This is a genomic window from Sphingomonas sp. FARSPH, assembly GCF_003355005.1.
Lineage (GTDB): Bacteria > Pseudomonadota > Alphaproteobacteria > Sphingomonadales > Sphingomonadaceae > Sphingomonas.
On record NZ_CP029985.1, the window covers coordinates 1,017,021 to 1,037,500 of the forward strand.

16 protein-coding genes and 2 pseudogenes (1 of these 18 only partly in view) are annotated in these 20,480 nt (G+C 64.2%); 13 read left to right on the plus strand and 5 right to left on the minus strand.

Annotated elements, in window-relative coordinates; genetic code table 11:
* Positions 1–4 precede the first annotated feature (4 nt).
* Both DM480_RS04920 and DM480_RS04925 read right to left on the minus strand, forming a co-directional pair.
* Positions 5–2,299 (minus strand): TonB-dependent receptor, encoded by a 2,295-nt coding sequence (locus tag DM480_RS04920; protein WP_115377844.1) that lies wholly within the window; start codon positions 2,297–2,299, stop codon positions 5–7.
* A gap of 373 nt (positions 2,300–2,672) precedes the next feature.
* Positions 2,673–3,458, minus strand: coding sequence for a helix-turn-helix domain-containing protein (locus DM480_RS04925; protein WP_198665901.1), 786 nt, complete (start codon positions 3,456–3,458; stop codon positions 2,673–2,675).
* A gap of 224 nt (positions 3,459–3,682) precedes the next feature.
* On the opposite strand from DM480_RS04925, the gene DM480_RS04930 reads away from it, so the two are divergent.
* The 4 genes from DM480_RS04930 to DM480_RS04945 are packed head-to-tail and all read left to right on the plus strand — an operon-like array spanning position 3,683 to position 7,991.
* Complete coding sequence (locus DM480_RS04930; protein WP_157968772.1) at positions 3,683–4,735, plus strand: aromatic ring-hydroxylating dioxygenase subunit alpha; 1,053 nt, start codon at positions 3,683–3,685, stop codon at positions 4,733–4,735.
* Between the two features lie 48 nt (positions 4,736–4,783).
* On the plus strand, positions 4,784–5,896 hold the full coding sequence (locus tag DM480_RS04935; RefSeq protein WP_115377847.1) for an S-(hydroxymethyl)glutathione dehydrogenase/class III alcohol dehydrogenase: 1,113 nt from the start codon (positions 4,784–4,786) through the stop codon (positions 5,894–5,896).
* Positions 5,896–6,726: an S-formylglutathione hydrolase gene (gene fghA / locus DM480_RS04940; RefSeq protein WP_115377848.1), complete on the plus strand. Its 831-nt coding sequence runs from the start codon at positions 5,896–5,898 to the stop codon at positions 6,724–6,726. Before DM480_RS04935 ends, fghA begins: the two co-directional genes overlap by 1 nt.
* Positions 6,723–7,991 carry an NAD(P)/FAD-dependent oxidoreductase gene (locus tag DM480_RS04945; RefSeq protein WP_115377849.1) on the plus strand — a complete coding sequence of 423 codons (1,269 nt, stop codon included), beginning with the start codon at positions 6,723–6,725 and terminating at the stop codon, positions 7,989–7,991. Before fghA ends, DM480_RS04945 begins: the two co-directional genes overlap by 4 nt.
* A gap of 116 nt (positions 7,992–8,107) precedes the next feature.
* Here the strand turns inward: DM480_RS04945 and DM480_RS04950 are convergent, their stop codons facing one another.
* Positions 8,108–8,710: a hypothetical protein gene (locus DM480_RS04950; protein ID WP_125471472.1), complete on the minus strand. Its 603-nt coding sequence runs from the start codon at positions 8,708–8,710 to the stop codon at positions 8,108–8,110.
* 112 nt (positions 8,711–8,822) lie between these two features.
* On the minus strand, positions 8,823–9,737 hold the full coding sequence (locus tag DM480_RS04955) for a 3'-5' exonuclease (protein ID WP_115377851.1): 915 nt from the start codon (positions 9,735–9,737) through the stop codon (positions 8,823–8,825).
* Here DM480_RS04955 and DM480_RS04960 point away from each other — a divergent pair.
* From DM480_RS04960 to DM480_RS18700, 4 genes and pseudogenes are all read left to right on the plus strand, one after another.
* Positions 9,736–10,485, plus strand: coding sequence for a hypothetical protein (locus tag DM480_RS04960; RefSeq protein WP_115377852.1), 750 nt, complete (start codon positions 9,736–9,738; stop codon positions 10,483–10,485). The two genes, DM480_RS04955 and DM480_RS04960, sit on opposite strands and share 2 nt — an antisense overlap.
* 50 nt (positions 10,486–10,535) lie before the next feature.
* A complete protein-coding gene (locus DM480_RS04965; RefSeq protein ID WP_115377853.1) occupies positions 10,536–11,153 on the plus strand; it encodes a hypothetical protein in 618 nt (205 codons plus the stop codon).
* A 275-nt stretch (positions 11,154–11,428) separates the two neighbouring features.
* A pseudogene (locus DM480_RS18695) lies at positions 11,429–11,593 on the plus strand (Abi family protein); the annotation flags it as partial.
* A 122-nt stretch (positions 11,594–11,715) separates the two neighbouring features.
* Positions 11,716–11,958: pseudogene (locus DM480_RS18700) on the plus strand (Abi family protein); the annotation flags it as partial.
* Positions 11,959–12,139: 181 nt separating this feature from the next.
* On the opposite strand, the gene DM480_RS18440 reads toward DM480_RS18700, so the two are convergent.
* Positions 12,140–15,205, minus strand: coding sequence for a MobA/MobL family protein (locus DM480_RS18440; RefSeq protein ID WP_115377854.1), 3,066 nt, complete (start codon positions 15,203–15,205; stop codon positions 12,140–12,142).
* 273 nt (positions 15,206–15,478) lie between these two features.
* Between DM480_RS18440 and DM480_RS04980 the strand changes: the two genes are divergently transcribed.
* The 5 genes from DM480_RS04980 to DM480_RS18855 all read left to right on the plus strand — a co-directional run.
* Positions 15,479–16,210, plus strand: coding sequence for a hypothetical protein (locus DM480_RS04980; RefSeq protein ID WP_115377855.1), 732 nt, complete (start codon positions 15,479–15,481; stop codon positions 16,208–16,210).
* Positions 16,207–16,506 carry a hypothetical protein gene (locus tag DM480_RS04985; protein WP_115377856.1) on the plus strand — a complete coding sequence of 100 codons (300 nt, stop codon included), beginning with the start codon at positions 16,207–16,209 and terminating at the stop codon, positions 16,504–16,506. Before DM480_RS04980 ends, DM480_RS04985 begins: the two co-directional genes overlap by 4 nt.
* 32 nt (positions 16,507–16,538) lie before the next feature.
* Positions 16,539–18,371 carry a hypothetical protein gene (locus tag DM480_RS04990; RefSeq protein ID WP_115377857.1) on the plus strand — a complete coding sequence of 611 codons (1,833 nt, stop codon included), beginning with the start codon at positions 16,539–16,541 and terminating at the stop codon, positions 18,369–18,371.
* Complete coding sequence (locus DM480_RS04995) at positions 18,368–18,670, plus strand: DUF7673 family protein (RefSeq protein ID WP_115377858.1); 303 nt, start codon at positions 18,368–18,370, stop codon at positions 18,668–18,670. Before DM480_RS04990 ends, DM480_RS04995 begins: the two co-directional genes overlap by 4 nt.
* 218 nt (positions 18,671–18,888) lie before the next feature.
* Positions 18,889–20,480, plus strand: partial view of a recombinase family protein gene (locus DM480_RS18855; protein ID WP_405053286.1) — the 5' portion only. Its footprint extends 70 nt past the window's final position; the window shows 1,592 of its 1,662 coding nt (coding positions 1–1,592); the start codon lies at positions 18,889–18,891; the stop codon falls past the right edge of the window.

Here is a 20,480-nt window from a genome sequence, read left to right on the forward strand (position 1 = left end):
CTCCTTAGAAGGCGTAGCCGACGGTGACGCCGTAGGTGCGTGGCGGCGCGTAGCCGACACGGTTCGCCCCGGTGGCGCCGAACGTCTGGATGCCGTCGATCGCTGATACGGCTTCGTTGGTCAGGTTGCGCACCCAGGCCGCCACCGAATAGCCCGATGTCGCACGATACCGCGCTGAAAGGTTCACCAGCGCGTAGGCCGGCTGCTTGATGAGGTTATCGGGGTCGTTGAAGATGCCGCTGTTGTAATAGACGCTCGCATTGAAATCGACGTCCCCGCTCGACACCGGCAACTTGTAGTCGAGAGCGGCATTGGCGGTGTTCCGCGGACTGAGCACCGCGCGGTTGCCGCTCGCCGAGCCGGTCGTGATGAAATAGCCGCCCGCCGCACGCGGCGTGGCAATGACCGCGCCGGGGAAGTTGTCGTACTGGGCGTGCGGGATGAACTGGTAGTTGAGGCGAAGACCCAATCTGGCCGACAGCTTCGCCTCTAGATCGGCTTCGAGCCCGTAAACGGTTTCCTTGCCGCTATTGTAGATGCCCGTGCCCGCGGTCGTGACGCGCTGAACCTGTACGTCCCTGTAATCGTAGTAGAAGCCGGCGAGATTGAACCGCACCCGACGATTCAGAATAGTCGATTTCAATCCGACTTCATACGCATCGAGCGTTTCCGGTAGGAACGGGCCGACAGCGATCGAGTTGGAGTTGAAACCGCCGCTCTTGAAGCCACGATTGTAGGACACGTAGGTCAGGATGTCAGGCGTGAAGCTATAGTCGAGCGCAAACCGCCACGTCAGCTTTCCGTAATGACGCCGATCGCTGAACTGCGGGATGCTGGTGACGCTTGATCCATCCGTGCGGAACTGCGTGACGGATGCGTCGACCAGCTTACGGGTCTCGTCGGTGTAGCGGAGACCGACGGTCGCCTTAAGCCCGTCGACCAGTTGCGCTGTGGCCTGACCGAACCCCGACAGCGAGTCCGTCGTTTGCGTGCTGATCGTTCGTACCCGGTTCGTCGGCGGCACCGTCGGGATCAATACCGGTCCGTTTAGCAGTACATCGAAGAACGGGTAACCGCTCGACGCTGTGAAATAATAGGCTCCCGCGACCCAGCTGAGCCAGCCGCCGGACGGCGACAAGAGCTGCAGCTCCTGGCTGAACTGATGGTCACGGCTTTTCAGGTCGACGGCACGTCCGTTGGTCGGCGTGTAGTCAAAGTCGAACGCTGCGCCCGAAGTCGATTTCCGATAGGCGGAAATGCTCGCGATCTTCAGTGTGCCGAAGTCATGATCGACCCGGACGCTGGCGCCGCCTCCGTCAAAATGTGTCCGCGGCTCCTGATTGCTGGCGATGTCCCAGTCGTCCCCGCCATAGTTAGGCCCATAGGGCGCCGGGATCGTCGTGTCCCGCTTGATGCGGACGGCGTTGTTGCTGTTGGCATAGCTTGCGTAGTCGAGGATCAGTCGAACACTTGTATCCGTCCCGGGCTCCCACAGCCATTTGGAGCGGACGCCGATGTCGTGGTCAGTCCGGTAGACATCGCGGCCCGACAGCAGGTTGGTGCCGTAGCCCTTGCCCTGGTGCGTGCCGGTGAAGGCAATATCCGCCGCGAGGTTCTGGGCGACCCCTGCCGTCAGGTAGAAGTCACCTCGCACCGTCTGGTAGTTGCCATAGCTCAGGTTCACCTGACCGCCCAAGGTCTGCGAAGGATCGCGCGTGCTGATCTGCAGAAGGCCACCGGTCGCGTTGCGGCCGAACAGCGTTCCCTGCGGCCCTTTCAGGACCTCGATCTGCTCGATGTTGTTGAACCCGAGGACCGTGCCGGTGGGGTTCGCGTAATAGACGCCGTCCACGTAGACCGCCACCGGCGGCTCAATCCCGGGGAAGGCCGCCTTCGATCCGACGCCACGGATGATCGGCAAGGCGTAGCCGTTCAGCGACTGCAGATCGACGCTCGGGATCGCGACCTTGAGAGCCTGGATGTCGCCGACACCGGACTGCGTCAGCGTGTCCGCGGTCGCGACCGATACGGCGATCGGAACGCGCTGGCTGTTCTCGCTGCGTCGCTGGGCCGTGACCACGATGTCCGCGAGTCCCCCGTCCTGTACCGATTTTTCCTCCGCTTCGGCGCCCGATGCGGGGGTGGACGGCGATACGGGCGGCGCGCCTGCCTGGTCGACCGAACCCGGCACGGCTTGTGCCCAAGCCTGCCCGTGCAAAGTGAAAAGTGCGGTGCTCACGTATAGTAAAACCTTCGCTGGCATCACGAACCCCTCCTTATATTTTTTGTATTTATTCATTTGATCTTGCTCCGCCTTTTTGGATTCGGCGGTAACAAAGACAAGTGATTTGCATCAACACTATTATACGACGGCCTTGAGCCTTCGGATTTACGCTACGCCGTCACGATCTTTAAAATTTTTGAGCAGCCCGATGTCTCAATTGATCACGTGATTACAGGCATCGATCAAGGCTGCCAGATCGATGCTGACTTTGTGCATTCAGTGCACAGGCTTGGGACGGTCGTCGGCGGGCGCTTGCGAGGAATGGTTCCTCCGATCGACGCAAGGAGGCTGGGGCCCCGTCGCAGGCCAGGCTCGCCGCCGTCCACATGCGACTCATGAAGGCCTACTGCGATTATCAGACAGCCCGGAGGCCAAGCGATAGGCGGATCTAGGACATCGCCACGTCGTGACCGATCCCTGCCTGGATCCTCGCCACCGTCGCTGTCATATCCGGCAGGTAGCGGTCGACCGCGGCGTCTGCGGACATCGCCGTCCGAAAGAAGACGAGATTGATCGCGCCAAGCACCTGATCCGCATGCTCGATCGGTAGCGCGATGGCGCTGATCTTGGGGTCGAACGTACTCACGGCCAAAGCGTAGCCGTTCCGGCGAGTGGTCGACACGATATGATCCGCCTTGCGACGGATGCTGTCGATCGGCTCGTTCTCCACTGTGGCGATCGACAGCAGGATCGCTTCCCGCTCGGCGTCGTTCACCGCAGCCAGAATGGCATGACCCAGCGAGGTCAGTAGGATCGGCCGGTCCTTGCCCGTCATTCGTCGGAAAAAGGTCATCGACGTCTTGTGATGGGTCGATGCGAGGATGCGCAGCCGACCGCCGAAGATGGCGGCGAAGTCGCTGGGCCAGCTGGTCGTCCGCACCAAGTCATCCAGGATGGGCGCAATGATCGAGACGACCTCGTCTTGCTGGTGCACGCCCGAGGCCAGTTCGACGATTTTTCCGGTTAGCCCGAACCCGCCACCGTCCTGCTGCTGCTGAACGAACCCACAATGCCGAAGCGTGGCCAACAATCGATAGACGGTTGTCCGGTCGATACCTGTCTCCTGAGCGAGCCGTGCAGGCGATGAAAAGCCCATTTCTGCCAGCGCCTGTAACAGCTGCAGACCACGCTCGAGCGACCGAACCTCGACGTAACGGCTTGGGGTGTCAACCATCCTCACCATCCTCTCAGAGTGGCAAGATACGTGCATGTGCATAGGTTGCACAGATCGAATGTGACACTGTTAGCGACTCACCTTCTGGAGCAACCTGCGTCACGACAAAGACGAACGAGATACCGGACGCGTCGTCGTGACCCGATGAGGCCGCGCTAGGTGCGATGCCGCGATCGGATCACGTCGACGCCAAGCGTGAAGCTCGGATGCGAGAGAGGATGGCGATGGCATATTGGCTGACCGAGGCGTGGTACTGCGCGCTCTACTCCGACCTCCTGGTCGAGGAAGGTCTGCAGGCGCGAACTCTGCTGGACCAGCCGATGGTCTTGTGGCGCGACACGAAGGGTGCAGTCCACGCCATGGAGGACCGTTGCCCGCACCGTTACGCTCCGCTCAGCCTCGGGAAACAGGTCGGCGACAATATCCGTTGCGGCTACCACGGCCTGGAATTCGATGGCTCAGGCATGTGCGTTCGCAATCCGCACGGGGGCGGGCAGATTCCCAGGTCCGCGGCGTTGCGAACCTATCCCGCCTGCGAACGTGGCGGGATCGTCTGGGTCTGGATGGGCCGTGGCGAACCGACCTTCGAGACGATCCCCGACCTGTCGATCTTCGAAGAAGGCTCGCCCTATCAGCTGGGGCAACCGGGTTGGCTGTCGCTCGATGTCCCCTTCGATCTGATGATCGACAATCTGATGGACCTCAGCCACGCGGCACTCCTGCATGAGAATATCCTCGGCAATGAACAGTCGATTGCCGGAGAGACGCGCTTCCGGGAGGAAAACGGTCTTGTCTACGCCCAGCGGCTGATGCCGAACATCGATCCGCCGGAGTACTTCGACCTGATCTATCTCAACGATGGTGCCAAGATCGACATGTGGCACGATATCCATTGGCAGGCGCCGGCCAGTCTGCTGCTCGACATCGGTTCGACGCATCCCGGCGGAACGAAGGACGAAGGCACGTCGGTCCTGGCGCAGCACATCATCACGCCGGTCACCGAAACCAGCTGCATGTACCACTTCATGAGCGCGCGGCGGAACCCACCGAAGCGCGGCGAAGCGGAAGACGCACAGATCCAGGCACGGCTGTTCGAACTGCGCAAGATGGCATTCGCCGAACAGGACGCGCCGATGATCGCTGCGCAGTATGCAACGATCAAACGCCATGGATCCTACAGGCCGGTCGCGCTCGCCAGCATCGACAAGGCAGTGGTTCTGTGGCGTCGTCGACATGAAGCGGCTCTGGCCGCCGAAACGGCCGCACGTGCCGCCTGACGCTCGTCCATCGACGTTGTCCAACGCCTCCCACCTACGGAGAAGATATTGAAGACCCGCGCCGCTGTCGCCTTTGAGGCGAGGCAACCGCTCGAAATCGTCGAGCTAGATCTGGAAGGCCCGAAGGCCGGTGAAGTGCTGGTCGAGATCATGGCGACCGGCATCTGCCATACCGACGCCTATACGCTCGACGGTCTGGACTCGGAGGGTATCTTCCCGAGCATCCTCGGCCACGAAGGCGCCGGTATCGTGCGGGAGGTTGGCGCGGGCGTGACCAGTGTCATGCCCGGGGATCACGTCATCCCGCTCTACACGCCCGAATGCCGCCAGTGTAAGTCGTGCCTCAGTGGCAAGACCAACCTGTGTACCGCGATCCGCAGTACCCAAGGCAAGGGCCTGATGCCCGACGGCACCACGCGCTTTTCATACAAGGGGCAGCCCATCTACCATTACATGGGCTGCTCGACCTTTTCGAATTTCACCGTGTTGCCCGAGATCGCGGTGGCGAAGATCCGCCCCGATGCACCGTTCAAGACGAGTTGTTACATCGGCTGCGGCGTGACGACCGGGGTCGGGGCGGTGGTGAATACCGCCAAGGTCCAGGTCGGTGAAAATGTCGTTGTCTTTGGTCTCGGCGGCATCGGCCTCAACGTCATTCAAGGCGCGCGGCTCGCCGGTGCTGGCAGGATCATCGGCGTCGACGTCAACTCCGAGCGCGAGGCGTGGGGCCGGCGCTTCGGTATGACCAACTTCCTCAACTCGAAAGGCCTCGGTCGCGACGAGACCGTCGCTCGGGTGCTGGAAATGACCGACGGCGGTGCGGACTATACCTTTGATGCTACTGGCAACACCGAGGTGATGCGGATCGCGCTGGAGGCGTGTCATCGCGGCTGGGGCACCAGCATCGTCATCGGCGTGGCGGAGGCGGGCAAGGAGATCGCGACGCGTCCCTTCCAGCTCGTCACGGGGCGCAATTGGCGCGGCACCGCGTTCGGCGGGGCGAAGGGTCGCACCGACGTCCCGAAAATCGTTGACTGGTACATGGAGGGCAAGATCGCGATCGATCCCATGATCACCCATGTCCTCACCCTCGACGAAATCAACAAGGGGTTCGACCTGATGCACGCTGGTGAGAGCATCCGCTCGGTCGTGCTTTACTGATGGAGACCGTCGCCACCGCGAAGGCGTTCGGCGGAACGCAGGCCGTGTATCGCCACGCCTCGGCCGCGACCAGCACCGCGATGACCTTCTCGGTCTACGTGCCGCCGCACGCGCCGGGCGCGAGGCTGCCGGTGGTGTGGTACCTTTCGGGGCTGACCTGTACCCACGCCAATGTCACCGACAAGGGCGAGTATCGGCGCGCCTGCGCGGAGCTGGGGCTGATGTTCGTCGCGCCCGACACGTCGCCGCGCGGTGACGACGTGGCCGACGATACCGCCTATGACATGGGCCAGGGCGCCGGCTTCTATGTCGACGCGACGGAGGCGCCTTGGGCGCCGCACTTCCGAATGTGGTCCTACGTCGTCGAGGAGTTGCCCGCGCTGGTCGAGGCGCAATTCCCGGTGGATATGGGCCGGCAGGCGATCACCGGCCACTCGATGGGTGGGCATGGCGCGCTGACCATCGGTCTCAGCTTCCCCGAGCGCTACCGCAGCATCTCCGCGTTTGCGCCCATCGTTGCGCCGAGCCAGGTGCCCTGGGGCGAGAAGGCGCTCACCGGCTATCTTGGTCCTGAACGCAGCCGCTGGCGCCGGCATGATGCGGTGGCCCTAATTGAGGACGGCGCGAGGGCGCCCGAGCTGCTGGTTGACCAAGGCGAGGCGGACCAATTCCTTGCCGAGCAGCTCGGACCCGATTTGCTGACGACCGCGTGCGAGCGGGCCGGCATTCCTCTTACCTTGCGCATGCAGCCGGGCTACGACCACAGCTACCTCTTCGTCTCGACCTTCATGGCCGACCATCTCGCTTGGCATGCGGAGCGGCTTGCGTGAGCGACACCTTTGACGTCCTGATCGTCGGAGCGGGCCATAGCGGCGCGCAGGCGGCGATCGCGCTGCGGCAGAGCGGCTTTGGCGGCACGGTCGCGATCGTCGGCGACGAGCCCGAACTGCCCTACGAACGGCCGCCGCTGTCGAAGGATTATCTCGCCCGCGAGAAGAGTTTCGAGCGCATCCTGATCCGTCCGGCGGCGTTCTGGTCCGAGCGGCAGGTGACGATGCTGCTCGGCCGGCGGGTGGGCTCCATCGATGCGGCGGGGCACACTGTCACCACCGACGGCGGCGCGACGATCGGCTACGGCACACTGGTGTGGGCAACCGGGGGCAGCCCGCGGCGACTTACATGTTCTGGCCACAACCTTGCCGGCGTCCATGCGGTACGCACCCGCTCCGATGTCGACCGGATGATGGCCGAGCTGGAGGCGGCCAGCCGAGTGGTCGTGATCGGCGGCGGGTATATCGGACTGGAGGCGGCAGCCGTGCTCGCCAAGCTCGGCAAGCGGGTGACGGTAATCGAGGCGCTCGACCGAGTGCTGGCCCGCGTCGCGGGCGAGCCCCTATCGCGGTTCTATGAGGCTGAGCATCGCGCGCACGGGGTCGATGTGCGGCTCAGCGCGATGGTCACCTGCATCGAAGAGTCTGACGGGCGCGCCGTTGGCGTGCGGCTCGCTGACGGCGAAGTGCTGCCGTGCGAGATGGTGATCGTCGGCATCGGCATCGTGCCCGCGGTCGAACCTCTGCTCGCTGCGGGCGCGGCGGGCGGTAATGGCGTCGAGATCGACGAACTGTGCCGTACCACCCTTCCGGATATCTATGCCATCGGCGACTGCGCTGCGCACCACAACGCCTTCGCGGACGGCAGGCAGATCAGGCTCGAATCGGTGCAGAACGCCAACGATATGGCGATCAGCGTCGCAAAGGCGATCACCGGCGCGCCCAGGCCCTACCATGCGGTGCCGTGGTTCTGGTCGAACCAGTACGACCTAAAGCTACAGACGGTGGGACTGTCGACCGGCCATGACGAGGTGGTGGTACGTGGCGACCCTGCCGCACGGTTTTTCAGCGTGATCTACCTCAGGGACGGCCGCGTCATAGCGCTTGATTGTGTCAACGCTGTCCGAGACTATGTCCAGGGTCGCACCATGGTGGTCGACGGCGCTCGACCCGATCGCGACCGGCTCGCCGACCTAGGAGTGCCGCTCAAAGATGTCGGTGGCGACTGCTCGTCACCCTCCGCTACGGTGCTTCCAGACAGCTAGGTCGGCTCGACATTCATCGTAGCTAAGACCCGCCGTAGCTGCCGGCAGATCTAGTAGACGCTGTGGACGCGGAACTTCTCCTAGAAGTGGTCGCCACCAGACGTACCGCCTCGTCCTCAAACTCCTTCGTGAACCGTCGCTGCTTCGTCATCGAGTTCGCCTTTCACCTCGAGGGAACTCTCCACTTTTCCGGAACAAGTCCACTCGACAAGGAACGTGCTGCCAAAGGCGATCCCGAACTGAAGCGGTGGGCATCGCTGATATGGACGGGTCGAGATTCTGGATGGGTTCGCCGATGCGCTCATTGCGCTCGAGGCAGATGTGAAGACGCTCCCTATCCCCAATGTCGACGGATCGGCGCCGGACGACGCGCCGGTATCGACGGAGAATGTCTCCGCGTTGCGGACGCTGATCAGGACCACAGGCACCGTATCGTTCGCGGCATACGGGACCAGCCCGTCGACAACATCGACGGTCAAGAGTTCCCGATAAGCTATGCTGAAGCCCGTGGGCCGTTTTGCCTGAGCGTGGGGCCAACTCGAGTAGATCACATCCCTCCCCAATTCAGCGGCGATGCGGCCGAGCTCCAAACCGACCTCGACGTCGAGGGACCGGCCCGAGGTGAAGGCGATCGAGTCGTTGGCTGGCCGGAAAAGCGGCCATCCCATCTCCTTTCGGAGTGCGATCATCGTGTTCTGGTGATGTATGGTGATGTCCATCGTGTCGTTCCTCTTGTTGCGGCCTGCTGACCGGAGCCTTTTCCCCGCTCCCGGGGTGCTCGCTTCCTTCGTTCTGGAAGAGACGGCGCGCGGCTTCGCGCGGCGCCAGGGATCAGCGGTGACGCTGGTGCCAGGTGATCGGCAGCATCCGCGGCGGCGGCCCGTGCGGCGAGATGTGCCGCTGCAGCCACAGCTGCTCAGCCTCGGACTCGTACTCCGCGATCTCGCACCACCAGACGCGGTGACGAGGGTCCCACCGATAGCCTCGTGCTTTGAGCAATCCGCGCCGGTCGAAGGCTGCGCCGGTCGCCTCGATACGGATCGAAGGTGTTTCAGCGTTGGCGAGCAGACGGCGCATCACCGTGTCGCCGTTCGGCAGCCGGTGCGCGAGCAAGTGGATGAGGCTCACGACGTCCGCCATCGCGCGATGGGCATCTGCGAAGCGGCCGATCTGCATCAGCAGGTGACCGAGCTTTCGGCCATCGAAGCCCGCTTCGACCCAGTCGAAATCGGAAGCCGAGCAGGCCCAGGCCTTGCCGGCGATTGCAGGCATCAAGTTCTCGATGAAGGCCGCGTCGAAGGCGCAGTTATGCGCGATCAGCACATCCGCTCGCGCCAGCCGCCGCTGGAGGATGTCGAGATCGATCGCCTTTCCGCGAACATCGTCATCCGTGATGCCGGTGAGGCGCGTGATGTGCGGAGGAAGGGCGATTCCGGGGTCGCGCAACGCCTCGCCAGCCGAGACGATGCCGACAATCTCGCCGACTGCATCGACCTCCAGCATAACGAGCGCGAAGTCGATTACTTCGTCAGTCAGTGGATCGGTGCCAGTCGTCTCGACATCGACGACGCCGACCGTTCGGTTTAGCCCCTTTCGCCGGTCGGCAAGAGGAAACTCCTCGAGCGGCGACACGCGGTGCAGGATGCGGATGTCTGGATCGCCGGCGTGACAGATTGCACCAGCGTTGCCCTCTCCGTTGCGGATCGAGGTGAAAAAGCGCTGCGTGACGCTCTGGTATGAGAACATGCATCTCGACGTGACGCCAGCCGTGCTGGTTGCCGGCCGGCAGGCGCGTACGATCGGCATCTTCGACGTGCATCCGGAACGTCCGGACCATGCGCTGGCCAATCCGGAGGGGTTCGCGCAGTGGTTCGACGGCATGGTCCGCCCCCGCGTGGTGATGGACATGCGGAAGGTCCACGCCTCGACGGTCCCCGTGCCGCAGCAGAAGCCGGCCGAGATGAAGACGACCCGTCTGCTCTCGGTGCAGCTCCTCAAGCGGTTCCGCGACATCCACTGCGACAGGCGTGATTATGATCGCATGCCCTCGGTCCTCCTTTCGAAGATCGCCGCAGAGGCGCCGCAGGGGCGCGGCCTGCTTGCTGACCTGCGATCGGTGGCCGCCTATATGGCGCCCATCGTAGCGCAGCCGCTGCACGTCGAAAACCCGGCATGCCGGGAGGACCTGCTGTCGGACCGCTGGCCCAAGAGGGCGGAATCGCAGCGGATGCTGTCCGAGGATCTGAACCATCTGGCGAGGAAGCTCGACGAGCTGCTCGAGGAGGGGACGCAGGTGGCCAAGAAGCAGATCATCCGCGACCTGTTTGGCGAGAACGCCGCGGCGCAGGGCTATCACCGGGCGAGCGAACGCGCCGCGGCGAAGAGCCGGGAGGGGATGTTCGCCGTGGCGGCGGCCGGCGGGATGGGCACTGCGGCCTCGTCGGCCAAGCCCTCAATGGCGCCGAAGCATCGGTTCTTCGGCGACCCGGTGTGATCGCTGCGCCGGGACATCGGGAATGGACGCGTCCCGTCCATGCCGCTGGCATGGACGGGGTTACCTATACTGCCCGGTACGCGGAATTCGCGCTGGGTCTGGAGGATGAAGCGATCAAGCGCGATTTCCCGGGGTTCAGGCGCATGCCGAGCCTCCGCGGCACGGGCGTCTGGGTGGGCAAACTTCGCCCAATGGCGCAGACCTACGATATCCGCCTGGAGTTGAGTTTCGGATCGGCCGACGCCGATCTGGCCTTTCCGTGGCGGCCGGCATCGGTGCGGGTGCTGGGCGGCGCCGTGAGGCCGTCAGCCGGCGGTTTGCCAGTGCCCCACCTCTACGGGCCGTGGGACGATCCCAACGGTGCGCTCCTATGTCTCTACTATCCGCCGGACGAGATCATGGTGCCTGGGCGACAGGCGGCCCCCAAGCTTCTGCCCTGGGCCTACGAATGGCTTTATTACTACGAGATGTGGCTCGTCACGGGCGAGTGGGCCGGGCCAGCGGCGCCCCACGGTCCTGGCGAGAGGGATAAGGTTGGCGCGGATGGTGGTGACCGCAGATCCGGTGTCGCACTTCGCGCCGTCGCTGGCCCACTAATGCGAAGCATGACATACATGATCAATTGCAGGCACCCCGTCGGCTTGCTCCAGCCTGCGATCGCCGCCTAACCCCTAATGAGAGCGCCTTCAGACCGCCTTACAATCGCTCCCACGGGGCCAGCGCAACAGCGCCGCACAAGCCGCGTTTATTAGTTGAAAAGTAGGATTCCCGCGCCTATCTAACGATCAATCGAACCCGCCAGGCCTCTGTCCGCAAGGATATGCACACTTGGCGGGTCTTTTGATTCTGGGCCTATTTCCATTAGGCTGGTGGCGTGACACGCACCTTCGGTAAGCCCGCCCTCACCATCGCTCAGCAGCTCGCCCATCTCCAGACGGAGGGGATGGCAGTGGCCGATCCCGCACGCGCCGAGCATTGGCTGCGTCACGTCAGCTATTATCGGCTCAGCGCCTACTGGTTACCGTTCGAGCATCCTAAAGGCCATGGGGGGCCTCGCTTCCTACCCGGCACGACATTCGAGACGATCAGCGCGCTCTACGAATTTGACCGTCACCTCCGGCTGCATCTCCTCAGCGCGATCGAACGCATCGAAGTCGCCATCCGGGGAGCTGGGCCTACGCGCTCGCCCATCACGGTGGGCCACACGGCTACCTCAACGCGGCTTTCTACAGCGACCGCCGCCAATTCCACGAAAACCTCTCGCGCCTCGCGCGCGAGGTTGGGACCTCGCCCGAAACCTATATCGCCCACTACCGCGACACCTATGACGATCCCGCGATGCCGCCGGTTTGGATGGTGGCGGAGATGATGTCGTTCGGCCAGCTCTCGCGCTGGTATTCGTCCCTAGACGATCGTGCACTCCGTAACGCCATCGCAAAGCCCCTCGGACTTCCCGAAACTGTGCTCGTGCCGCTGCTGAAGCACCTGTCGACAGTGCGCAACAGTTGCGCGCATCACGGGCGGCTCTGGAACCGCGGCTTCCTGCTTCGGATGAAGGTGCCGCAGAAGCCCACCGATCTTGTCGCCACCTTGGAGCCCCCGACGCAGGGACCCGCTCGCCTCTACAACTCGCTGGTCCTGATCCGGCATCTGCTCAAACAGGTCGATCCGCAGTCCCAGTGGATGGTCGAATTGAAGCAGCTCCTGGCGACGCATCCGACCGGGGATCTCGCTGCGATGGGTTTCCCGAATGGATGGGGCGGACGACCTCTGTGGCTATGAGCCGTGGGCGCATAGTGAGCCTTGAATTGCGCCCATAACTGTAGCACACGCTGTTTCGGACGTTCGGAAAACCGCGGATTTCCGGGATTTTGGGCGCATCTAAAATGTGGAGCAGATTCCCTTCAGGCGCTCCACATCGACTAATCGCCATATCCACCTCCTGTCCACGAAGCCATGGCGGAACAGGAGACCGAACGGGGGGCGGTGTAGCCCTTGCACGAGTTTCGGCCCGCGACGTTTCTGTCGATGCTGGATCCCACCCGACGGAGCTCCGAAGTCCGGAACCAAGATGCGGCGTGACGGAGTGCAGATAGAGATGGAAATCGTCGTCTCGCGACCAGCGCGCAAGCGCCGGGGTCAGATCAGCATACGGGCCGCGCGCCACGAGTTGCTGGCCCTCCCAAGCAAGATGGTCGAGAGCGCCCAGGATGCGCCTTTCCTGATCGTCGGCGATAAGCCGCAATGCCTGCTGGACCTCTAAGCCGGCTAACCAATCCCGATCCTGGCCGAGGTTTGCGAGCGCCGTATCCCCGATCGCGAGCGGTCCCGTGGTCGGCACACGCACCCAGGCATCAAGATCGGCCATGCGCCGAAGGGTATCATCCCGCTGCGCCGCATGCCTGCTCGCGCCGGCGGGCACCGGTTCCCGATCGTGTTCTCCCAGGATTTGAGCCGCGCCCTCGACAGGTCGAACAGGGGCAGATGTTGTATCCGGGATGCGCGGTCCGTTACCGGCGACAGGCGGAGACGCGCGCTCCTGGTCGGCGCGACGGTCAGAATGGTAGCGCACCTGAAGCGCCTGCAGCAGTTGCGGATCGCTGCCCAGCGACTCGAGCAGGGAACGTTGCTCGCCGATGAAGGCACTCCAGTCGCTCATCACCCTATTATCTGAAATGCGATAGGGTCTGGACCGCGCCGTCCGGATGAGCCTGCAAGCTTCGGCGACTTCTGCATCGCGGCGGCGCCGGGCGATCAAGGCTGCCTCCTGCCGGCGGCGATCCTCGTCCTGCTGCCGACGCTCGGCTTCCCGGCGAATGCGCTCACGCGCGTATTCCGCATCACGCTCGGCTCGATGGCTGTCTAGCGCCGCAAGCATTCCGGCGACGTTGTCGATCCGCTGCCGACGCTCCATCGCCGATCGACGCGCAGCATCGATACCGGCCGCGAACCGTGCCGCAACCAAAGCGGCGCGGTTCGCCTTAGAACGCTTCGGCGCTAGCGCAACAGCCGGCGTTCTGCCGATCATCCTAGCCCAGATGTGGGAGCTGGTATCGCCGAGGCTGATGGCCACCGCCGCGCTGATGGCCGGCTCTCGCCCGCGTTCGTCGGCAATGGCAAGCGCGGCAGCCGTTCGCACAAGATCGGCGGTCGCCGTAATCGGCTGGGCACGACGCGACGAAATGCGTCCCTTGATCGCCGCAAATATTGACGATCTCGCCATCAGCCTGACTGCGACCGCGGCCCGGCGTTCGACGTCGGCGCGCTTGGCTGCCTCGCCGATCCTGACGAACAGATCTGCCGCCTTTCGGCGCACCGGAATGGTCGACAAAATCGCCCTTGCAGTCGTCAGCTTCGGCTTCACGGCGGCGATGGCGTCTGCCCGCCTCCGGACGGCAATTACCTTCGATACGCGACCCGCACTCGCTATCATATGCGCACGCAAGGCGATCGCGGGTCCGACAGAAGCGACGTGGTCGAGAATGCTCTTGGTCATCGCCATGTGGCGGACGATGCGAGCGCGCGTCGCGTCCAGCGCGATCCGGCGGCGCAGCAGGTCGGAATGTCGCGATGTCGCGGCCAGGCGACGCTCGACCTGGCGGCACGCCTCTGCGGCTTCGTTGCTTTCGATCCGGGCATTGTTGCGTTCGATGACGCCAACATTTTCGCCGCGCTCGTGCGCCGCCATGGCGGCCGGCCCGACATGTTCGAGCCGCTCGGCATCTATGCCGCGTTCTTCATAGGTTTGATGCGTGAACCGGACGCGCTTGCCGGCCTTTGCGCAGACAATGTTCATGTGCGCGGCGGCAAGCGCCCGCATCAGCTTAAGCCCCACCGGATCGGTCAGCCCGTTGACCTTCTCCTGCGCGATCAGCCATTCGCCGGACGCCGTCCGTTCGCATGGCCGCGTCGAAAAACAGATGTGCGCGTGATAGTTGCGCTGGTCGCCCTTGACGTCCGGCTCGTGGATGGCCGCGACATAGGGCAGACCGAGCCTGCCGAAGGTGCGCTCGCAGAAAGCGGTGACCATCTCGCGGCGCTGCTTGGCATCTAGCCCGTGTGGCAGGTTCCAGATGATGCGATATTGGACCTTGGCGTTGGCGCGATAGCCTTCCTCGACCGCTTCGAGCGCGCGCCACGCGTCGGCGATCTCGTCGGCGCTGACGCCCATGTTGGAAATCGGCACGGTGATGACGGTGAGATCGGAGCTGACACCTTCCAGCGCTTCCTCGCGCAGGATGTAGAGGACATGATCGGCGGCAAGGCCAGGCCGCCAGCCTTTCGACTTCAAGCCCTTGTAGCGCACGCGGAAGGTCAGCGCGATCCGGCCGCGGTCATCGACAATTGGTGCGATATATGCGCGCGTCTGGCGAACGCCGACGCTCGTCATTAGCGTTCGCGACGGCCTTGCCGACGCTTTCGACGAAGGACCATGCGCAACCGGCGCGCGTTCCGGGATGCGGATCCTCATCGATTGGCCCCAGGGACTAGAGGCGCCGCCCGCCGCCAGTTCCCTGTCAAGTTCGCGCTCCGCCTTGCGGTGCTCTCGCGCAGCCTGTGCGGCCTGGCGCTTGCGTAAAGCGGCGACGCGGCGGAACGCCGCCCCCTTTGCGCGCTCGGCCGCCATCAGCCGGCGCGCGGTGCGATTGGGCGCCATCAGCACCGCGAACACCCGGGCGTCGGCCTCCGCCCAGATCCCACTTTCGCTCTCGAGCAGCATGCGCGTCACCTATTCTGGCGGGAGAAGGGGGTGGGGATCGAAGAAGCGATGAGCGCCGTTGACCGGGGTCAACGTTTCTTTCGCATCCCCACCCCAACCTTCCTCCTGCCTGTCCCATTCCTGACGCGAGAATAGGCCCGCCCACGCACCCGACATGGCGAGGGTCACTGCAGTCCGTGTCGATCCGATCTCCGTGAAACGCGAGTGACCCTCCCCGCGATAGGAATGCGGCGAGTCGATACGCCGATCTTCGTAACGAGACGGAGATCGGACATGGACTATTACGATCGTGAGGAAGACCGCCGCCGCCGCGAGCTGCGCAAGGCGGAGATCAAGGAAGCAGAGATGGCGGCGAAGCTCGCCGAGCTGCGCCGTCAGGCGCGCAGCGCGCGCAGTCGACTGCTGAGCACGACGCGCCATGACACCTGGCACGCCCACCGTCTCGCCGCGCAGGATCGCCAGGCGGGATATGACGGCGAGATGTCGGAGGCGCGCCATTATGTGCGTGCGTTGCCGGCGAGGGACTATGTCGCTGCGATCGCGCCTTTCGCCAAGACCATGCCGGACGCGCCGGTCGTCGAAGTGGAGGTGGCGGCGGTTCGCGCCAATCTCGACAACTGGACCGAGAAGGGCAAGGTGCTGCTCTACGAGCGCGCGCGCGTCGCCTACGAAGCGGAATGCCGCTCATTCGAGACTTGGGCGGCCGATCACCCCGGCGAAAAAGGCTGGCGCGATCGTCCGGCGACGCGGCCGCAGTGGATGCTGATCCGCCGCACGGTGGAGACGCTTCAACTCAACGACATGCCGAGCCGGTTGAGCTGCGGCGAGGCCTATGACTGGCTGCAGTCGCACGGCGCCAACGTCCGGTTTCATCCGCCGCGCGACGACGAGCCGGCATCGCCAGCGGCGCCGGTTTCATCGACGGCACCCGTGCCGACATCCGAACCGCCGGCCAGCGATACCGGCATGACGAACGATAGCGCCACGGCGGGAGACGCGTCGTGACCGGGCCGGGCAGGACGGTGCGGATCGGCAGTACCGATCTGCACTTTTCCGATATGGCGGCGCTGGAGGGGCGCATCGACGAGGAAAAGCGGACCCTGCTCGCCATCGAGCAGTGTCCGCTCCGGCACCACCCGCGCGACACGGCGGCGTGGCGAAAGATCGAGCATCACGCCGCCATCATGCGCGATCTGCTGTTTGCGCTCGAGGACTGGGTCAAGGCCGATGAGGCCGCACTCGACAGCGAGATCGAGGAAGCGCGCGCAGCGATTCGCGCGCTCGGTGACAATCTCCTATAAGCTGGAATGTTTTGCTCAGGACGGATGAAGAGATGACGGTCCTCGACGATATGCTGCGCGTCCATGCGTTTCGCCAGTTGCTCGATGCGCGTGACGACCACGAGCCCGGTGACATCAGCGGCGTCCTGCGCGGCGGTTGGGACGTATGGGAACGTCCGGAGGATCTCGATCTGACCGGCGTGGCGCGGCTGCCGCACCTCGCCATTCTGTCCGGCCTCGACCTCCGCCATACCGCGCACCGACCGGTGCTCGCGATGGACATGGGCCGCACCGCACTGAACGCCGGATTCTGGCGACAGCTCAATATTTTGCCGAACAGCGATCAGCGACGTCGAGACGAACGGCATGACGCAAGCGATCCGTTCGCGCCGATCGATGGGCAGCTCTATCCCGAACGCGCGGCATTCCTGCGCGCGATCTTTGGACACACGCCGGCCGACATCGTCGAGTTTCTGGTATGCCTCCGCGAAAAAGATAAGCAGACCGCACGTCTGCTGCTCGCCAAAGACTTCAAGGCAGCCCTGGCCGGACGGTCAGCTCTCATCGAGATGCCCTGGCCGGACGCGGTCCGTGCCCGCTGGTCACGCGAAGGCGGCGGTGATCATCTGCCACCCGTGCTCGCGGTCGCGCTCTACGCTGAGGCTGCGCGCCTGTCTCGGAACATGACTGCGCATATACGGCTATCTTTCGACGAGCACGGTCAGGAGATTTTCTCGCGATCCTTCTTGGAGCTGATCCCCAAACTCGGTGGCGCAGGCGCGCCGCCATCCGCGATCGGCAGGCTCGTCGAGCTGGCGCCGCTCCAAACCACAGCTCTGCTCCCGCCTAGTGAGCTGATCCGTTCGCTCGACACCACGCTTTGCGGCGCTTGGTCCGAAGATGCGGCCAGTGCGATGGCGAACATTATTGCGCTCGGGAGCGGGGCCGCGCTGGAGACATTCCGCACGCCGGAGTCCCCTGCGACCGCCGAGTTTATCGGCCAAGGCATTGCAGCCCATCCCCGCTTTTGGCGTGAGCATCGGACTGGCCATGGCTGGTCGATGCAAAAAGGGCATCCCGCAACCTGGTGGGGGCTCGCTTGGCGGATGCATGGTGCTGCGGGACTGCTCGACCTCGCGGCCCAGGCGCGCAAGTGGAGCGCGCGCCATCGCACGGGGCACGACCGGCTGACGGCACCCGAAATCGACCGGCCGCTCGAACGTGCGATCGCGGCGGTTCTCTATTGCTGGGTGGAGACCGCTCATCCAGCAGCCTTGGCGACCGCGCTCGCGCCGGTAATCGCTGCCAAGGAAGCCGCGCTATCGCGCGCGACGCGCAATCCCGGCGTGGCAGGCCAGCCTCGACGCCTTGCACAGGAGGACCGAACGATCGACGCGCTCGCCACCGGCGAGAGCTTCGGCTCGACGCTCTGCGCAGAGGCGCGGGGCAGGATAACGGCGCTGCCTGCTCCAGGAGAAGAGGGATATACTGCGCGATATCGCGCCCATCTGTGGCTCGATGGCGTCGGCGACGACATCGCACACTATCTTCGCCACCAGCGTGACGCGATCCAGCGTCACAAGATCATGCTCCGGCAGGGCAACGCATTGCTGCGGGAACACCGTGCCTCTCTGCCATCTCCGCCGGGTTATACAAATCCCCGTCGCATGAGCGTCGATCCGCATCTCACCCGTCGCCGATATCGCCGGATGCTGAAGATGACGAAGTCGAAAGTTGCGCCGCGCACCGTGCAGGATTGCGCGATGATGATGTTGCCGCCTGCGACCGATCCGATCCACGTCGTCAACGCGGCACCGCATCGCTGGGCCTCGCCGGGCAACGGGAATGGCGATCTTCCAACGAATCCTCAGGGAGACAGACGATGACCATCATGGACGGCGCCTATCGCCGAAGCGTGCAGCGCGCTCGCGGCAGCGATGTGCAGGCTGGGATCTGCCAGACGTTCCTGTTCTTGGTCTACAGTCTGGATGCCTTCGGCGCTTGGTCGCCGCAGACGATCGGAAGACTCGATGCCGGACTCCAGGACGATGTCTTGGCGATCATCCAGCATCTCCGCACCACACCATGGCGCCCGAACGGAGGTGCAGTGAAGTCGCTGGCCGAGCGGCGCGTCGGCTTCTGGCAATATCACTCCAGTATATGGGGATCCCGACAGCCTGGATGAAGAATTATCTGGAGTGACCCTCGGGGCGTTCATTGCGGCCGCATCCTTGATGAACGAGGCATGGGTCGGCAGACAACCAATGATAGGGGATTTCGAGGGAGCAGCGCCCCTTCGCCTGCTCGACGCGAAGCCGCCTGCGCATTGGCTAAGCTGCTTGCGCGCGAGCTCGCCCGGATTCATCATGCCGCCCCTCCAACTGATGAGCCGGAGCCCCAGGGATGAGGGTAGCGATCTACGCCAGATATTCGACCGACAAGCAGGAGCGCGTGTCGATCGCGGTGCAGAACGAGAATATGCGGGCGTTCATCGTGAAGCAAGGCTGGACCGAGGTCGCTGCCTATGCCGACGAGGCGATCACCGGCGCCGTCATCAAGCTGCGCCAAGGCATGACCGCACTCCTCCAGGCCGTCGAGCGCGGCGAGATCGACATCGTGCTCGCGGACGAGCTTGACCGCCTGTCGCGCAGCCAGTCGCAGACGCCGATGATCTTTGAGCGTTTGCAGTTTCTCGGCGTCCGCCTCCACACCATCGCCGAGGGCGAGATCACCCGGCTCCACGTCGGCCTCAAGGGCACGATGAACGCCGAGCAGCTGGCCGCGACCAGTCGCAAGACTCGTGACGCCATCGCCAAGCGCTTCCGCGACGGGCAGAATCCCGGCGGCCTCGCCTATGGCTATGCGCTCGACTTCGTACCCGACGCGCGCGGCGACCGTATACCAGGCCATCGAAAGATCGAGCCTGAGCAAGCCGAGACAGTGGTCTACATCTGCGAACAGTATGCCGGCGGCCGCTCGCCGCATGACATCGCCATCGAGCTGAACGGCCGCGGCATAGCCGGTCCGCGCGGCGGGCAATGGAGCGCGTCGACGATCAACGGCAACAAGGCGCGCGGCACCGGCATCCTCAACAACCGCCTCTATATCGGCGAGCCCGAGCATCAGCGGCAGACCTATCGGAAGGATCCGGAGACGGGTGCACGGCGTGCCTTCGCCAACCCAGCCGAACTCAAGCAGACGACCAGCGTCCCGCACCTCCGCATCCTGTCGGACGACCTCTGGCAGCGGGTGAAGGCGAGACAGGAGGCGGTCGCTAGGCCGCAGGCCGATCGTGATGGCGCGTCGCCCTTCTGGGCGAAGCGGCGGCCTCGCTACCTGCTCACTGGCAAGATCGTCTGCGGGGTTTGCGGATCGACCTACTCGAAGAACGGCAAGTTCCGCTCCGCCTGCCACGCAGCGACCAAGAAGGGTCCGTCCGCCTGCACCAATCGCCTGACCGTCCGGGTCGACGATCTTGAGCAGCAGGTGCTGTCGGCATTGCGTGACGACGTGATGCAGCCTGACGTGGTCGAGGCTTTTATCGACGAGTATATCCGCGAGCGAAACCGACTGTCCCGACAGCGCAGTGATGCGCGCGACGAGCGTGATGCCGAGCTGCGCGAATTGACCGCAGGCGTAGAGCGGTTGAAGACCGCGATCCTGAAGGGCGTCGATCCGTCGCTGTTCGCGACCGAGCTCAACCGGATGGGACGGCGCAAGTCCGAGCTGGAGGCAGAGCTCGCCGCAGTCGCCGACGTGACGCCGCCCGCGCTGCTCCATCCACGGCTGGCGCTCGTCTATCGCGCCAAGGTCGAGCGGCTGCTGGAGGCATTCGAGAGCGAGAGCGGGCGCGCCGAGGCGCAGGAGATCATCCGCGGTCTGATCGACGCGGTGGTGATGACGCCGGCGGATGGCGTGCTGCACGCCGAGCTGAAGGGCGATCTGGCGACGATGTTGGTGCTTGCGTCTGAAACGCGTCGAGCCCCGGAAGCATG

Excerpts from the sequence above, each read along its gene's own strand:
- DM480_RS04980 (WP_115377855.1), top strand. The coding sequence starts at position 15,479 with ATGGACTATTACGATCGTGAGGAAGACCGCCGCCGCCGCGAGCTGCGC.
- DM480_RS04995 (WP_115377858.1), top strand. The coding sequence starts at position 18,368 with ATGACCATCATGGACGGCGCCTATCGCCGAAGCGTGCAGCGCGCTCGC.
- DM480_RS04965 (WP_115377853.1), top strand. The coding sequence starts at position 10,536 with ATGGACGGGGTTACCTATACTGCCCGGTACGCGGAATTCGCGCTGGGT.
- fghA (WP_115377848.1), top strand. The coding sequence starts at position 5,896 with ATGGAGACCGTCGCCACCGCGAAGGCGTTCGGCGGAACGCAGGCCGTG.
- DM480_RS18440 (WP_115377854.1), bottom strand. The coding sequence starts at position 15,205 with ATGCTGCTCGAGAGCGAAAGTGGGATCTGGGCGGAGGCCGACGCCCGG.
- DM480_RS04930 (WP_157968772.1), top strand. The coding sequence starts at position 3,683 with ATGGCATATTGGCTGACCGAGGCGTGGTACTGCGCGCTCTACTCCGAC.
- DM480_RS04990 (WP_115377857.1), top strand. The coding sequence starts at position 16,539 with ATGACGGTCCTCGACGATATGCTGCGCGTCCATGCGTTTCGCCAGTTG.
- DM480_RS04955 (WP_115377851.1), bottom strand. The coding sequence starts at position 9,737 with ATGTTCTCATACCAGAGCGTCACGCAGCGCTTTTTCACCTCGATCCGC.
- DM480_RS04920 (WP_115377844.1), bottom strand. The coding sequence starts at position 2,299 with ATGAATAAATACAAAAAATATAAGGAGGGGTTCGTGATGCCAGCGAAG.
- DM480_RS04960 (WP_115377852.1), top strand. The coding sequence starts at position 9,736 with ATGCATCTCGACGTGACGCCAGCCGTGCTGGTTGCCGGCCGGCAGGCG.
- DM480_RS04950 (WP_125471472.1), bottom strand. The coding sequence starts at position 8,710 with ATGGACATCACCATACATCACCAGAACACGATGATCGCACTCCGAAAG.
- DM480_RS04925 (WP_198665901.1), bottom strand. The coding sequence starts at position 3,458 with ATGGTTGACACCCCAAGCCGTTACGTCGAGGTTCGGTCGCTCGAGCGT.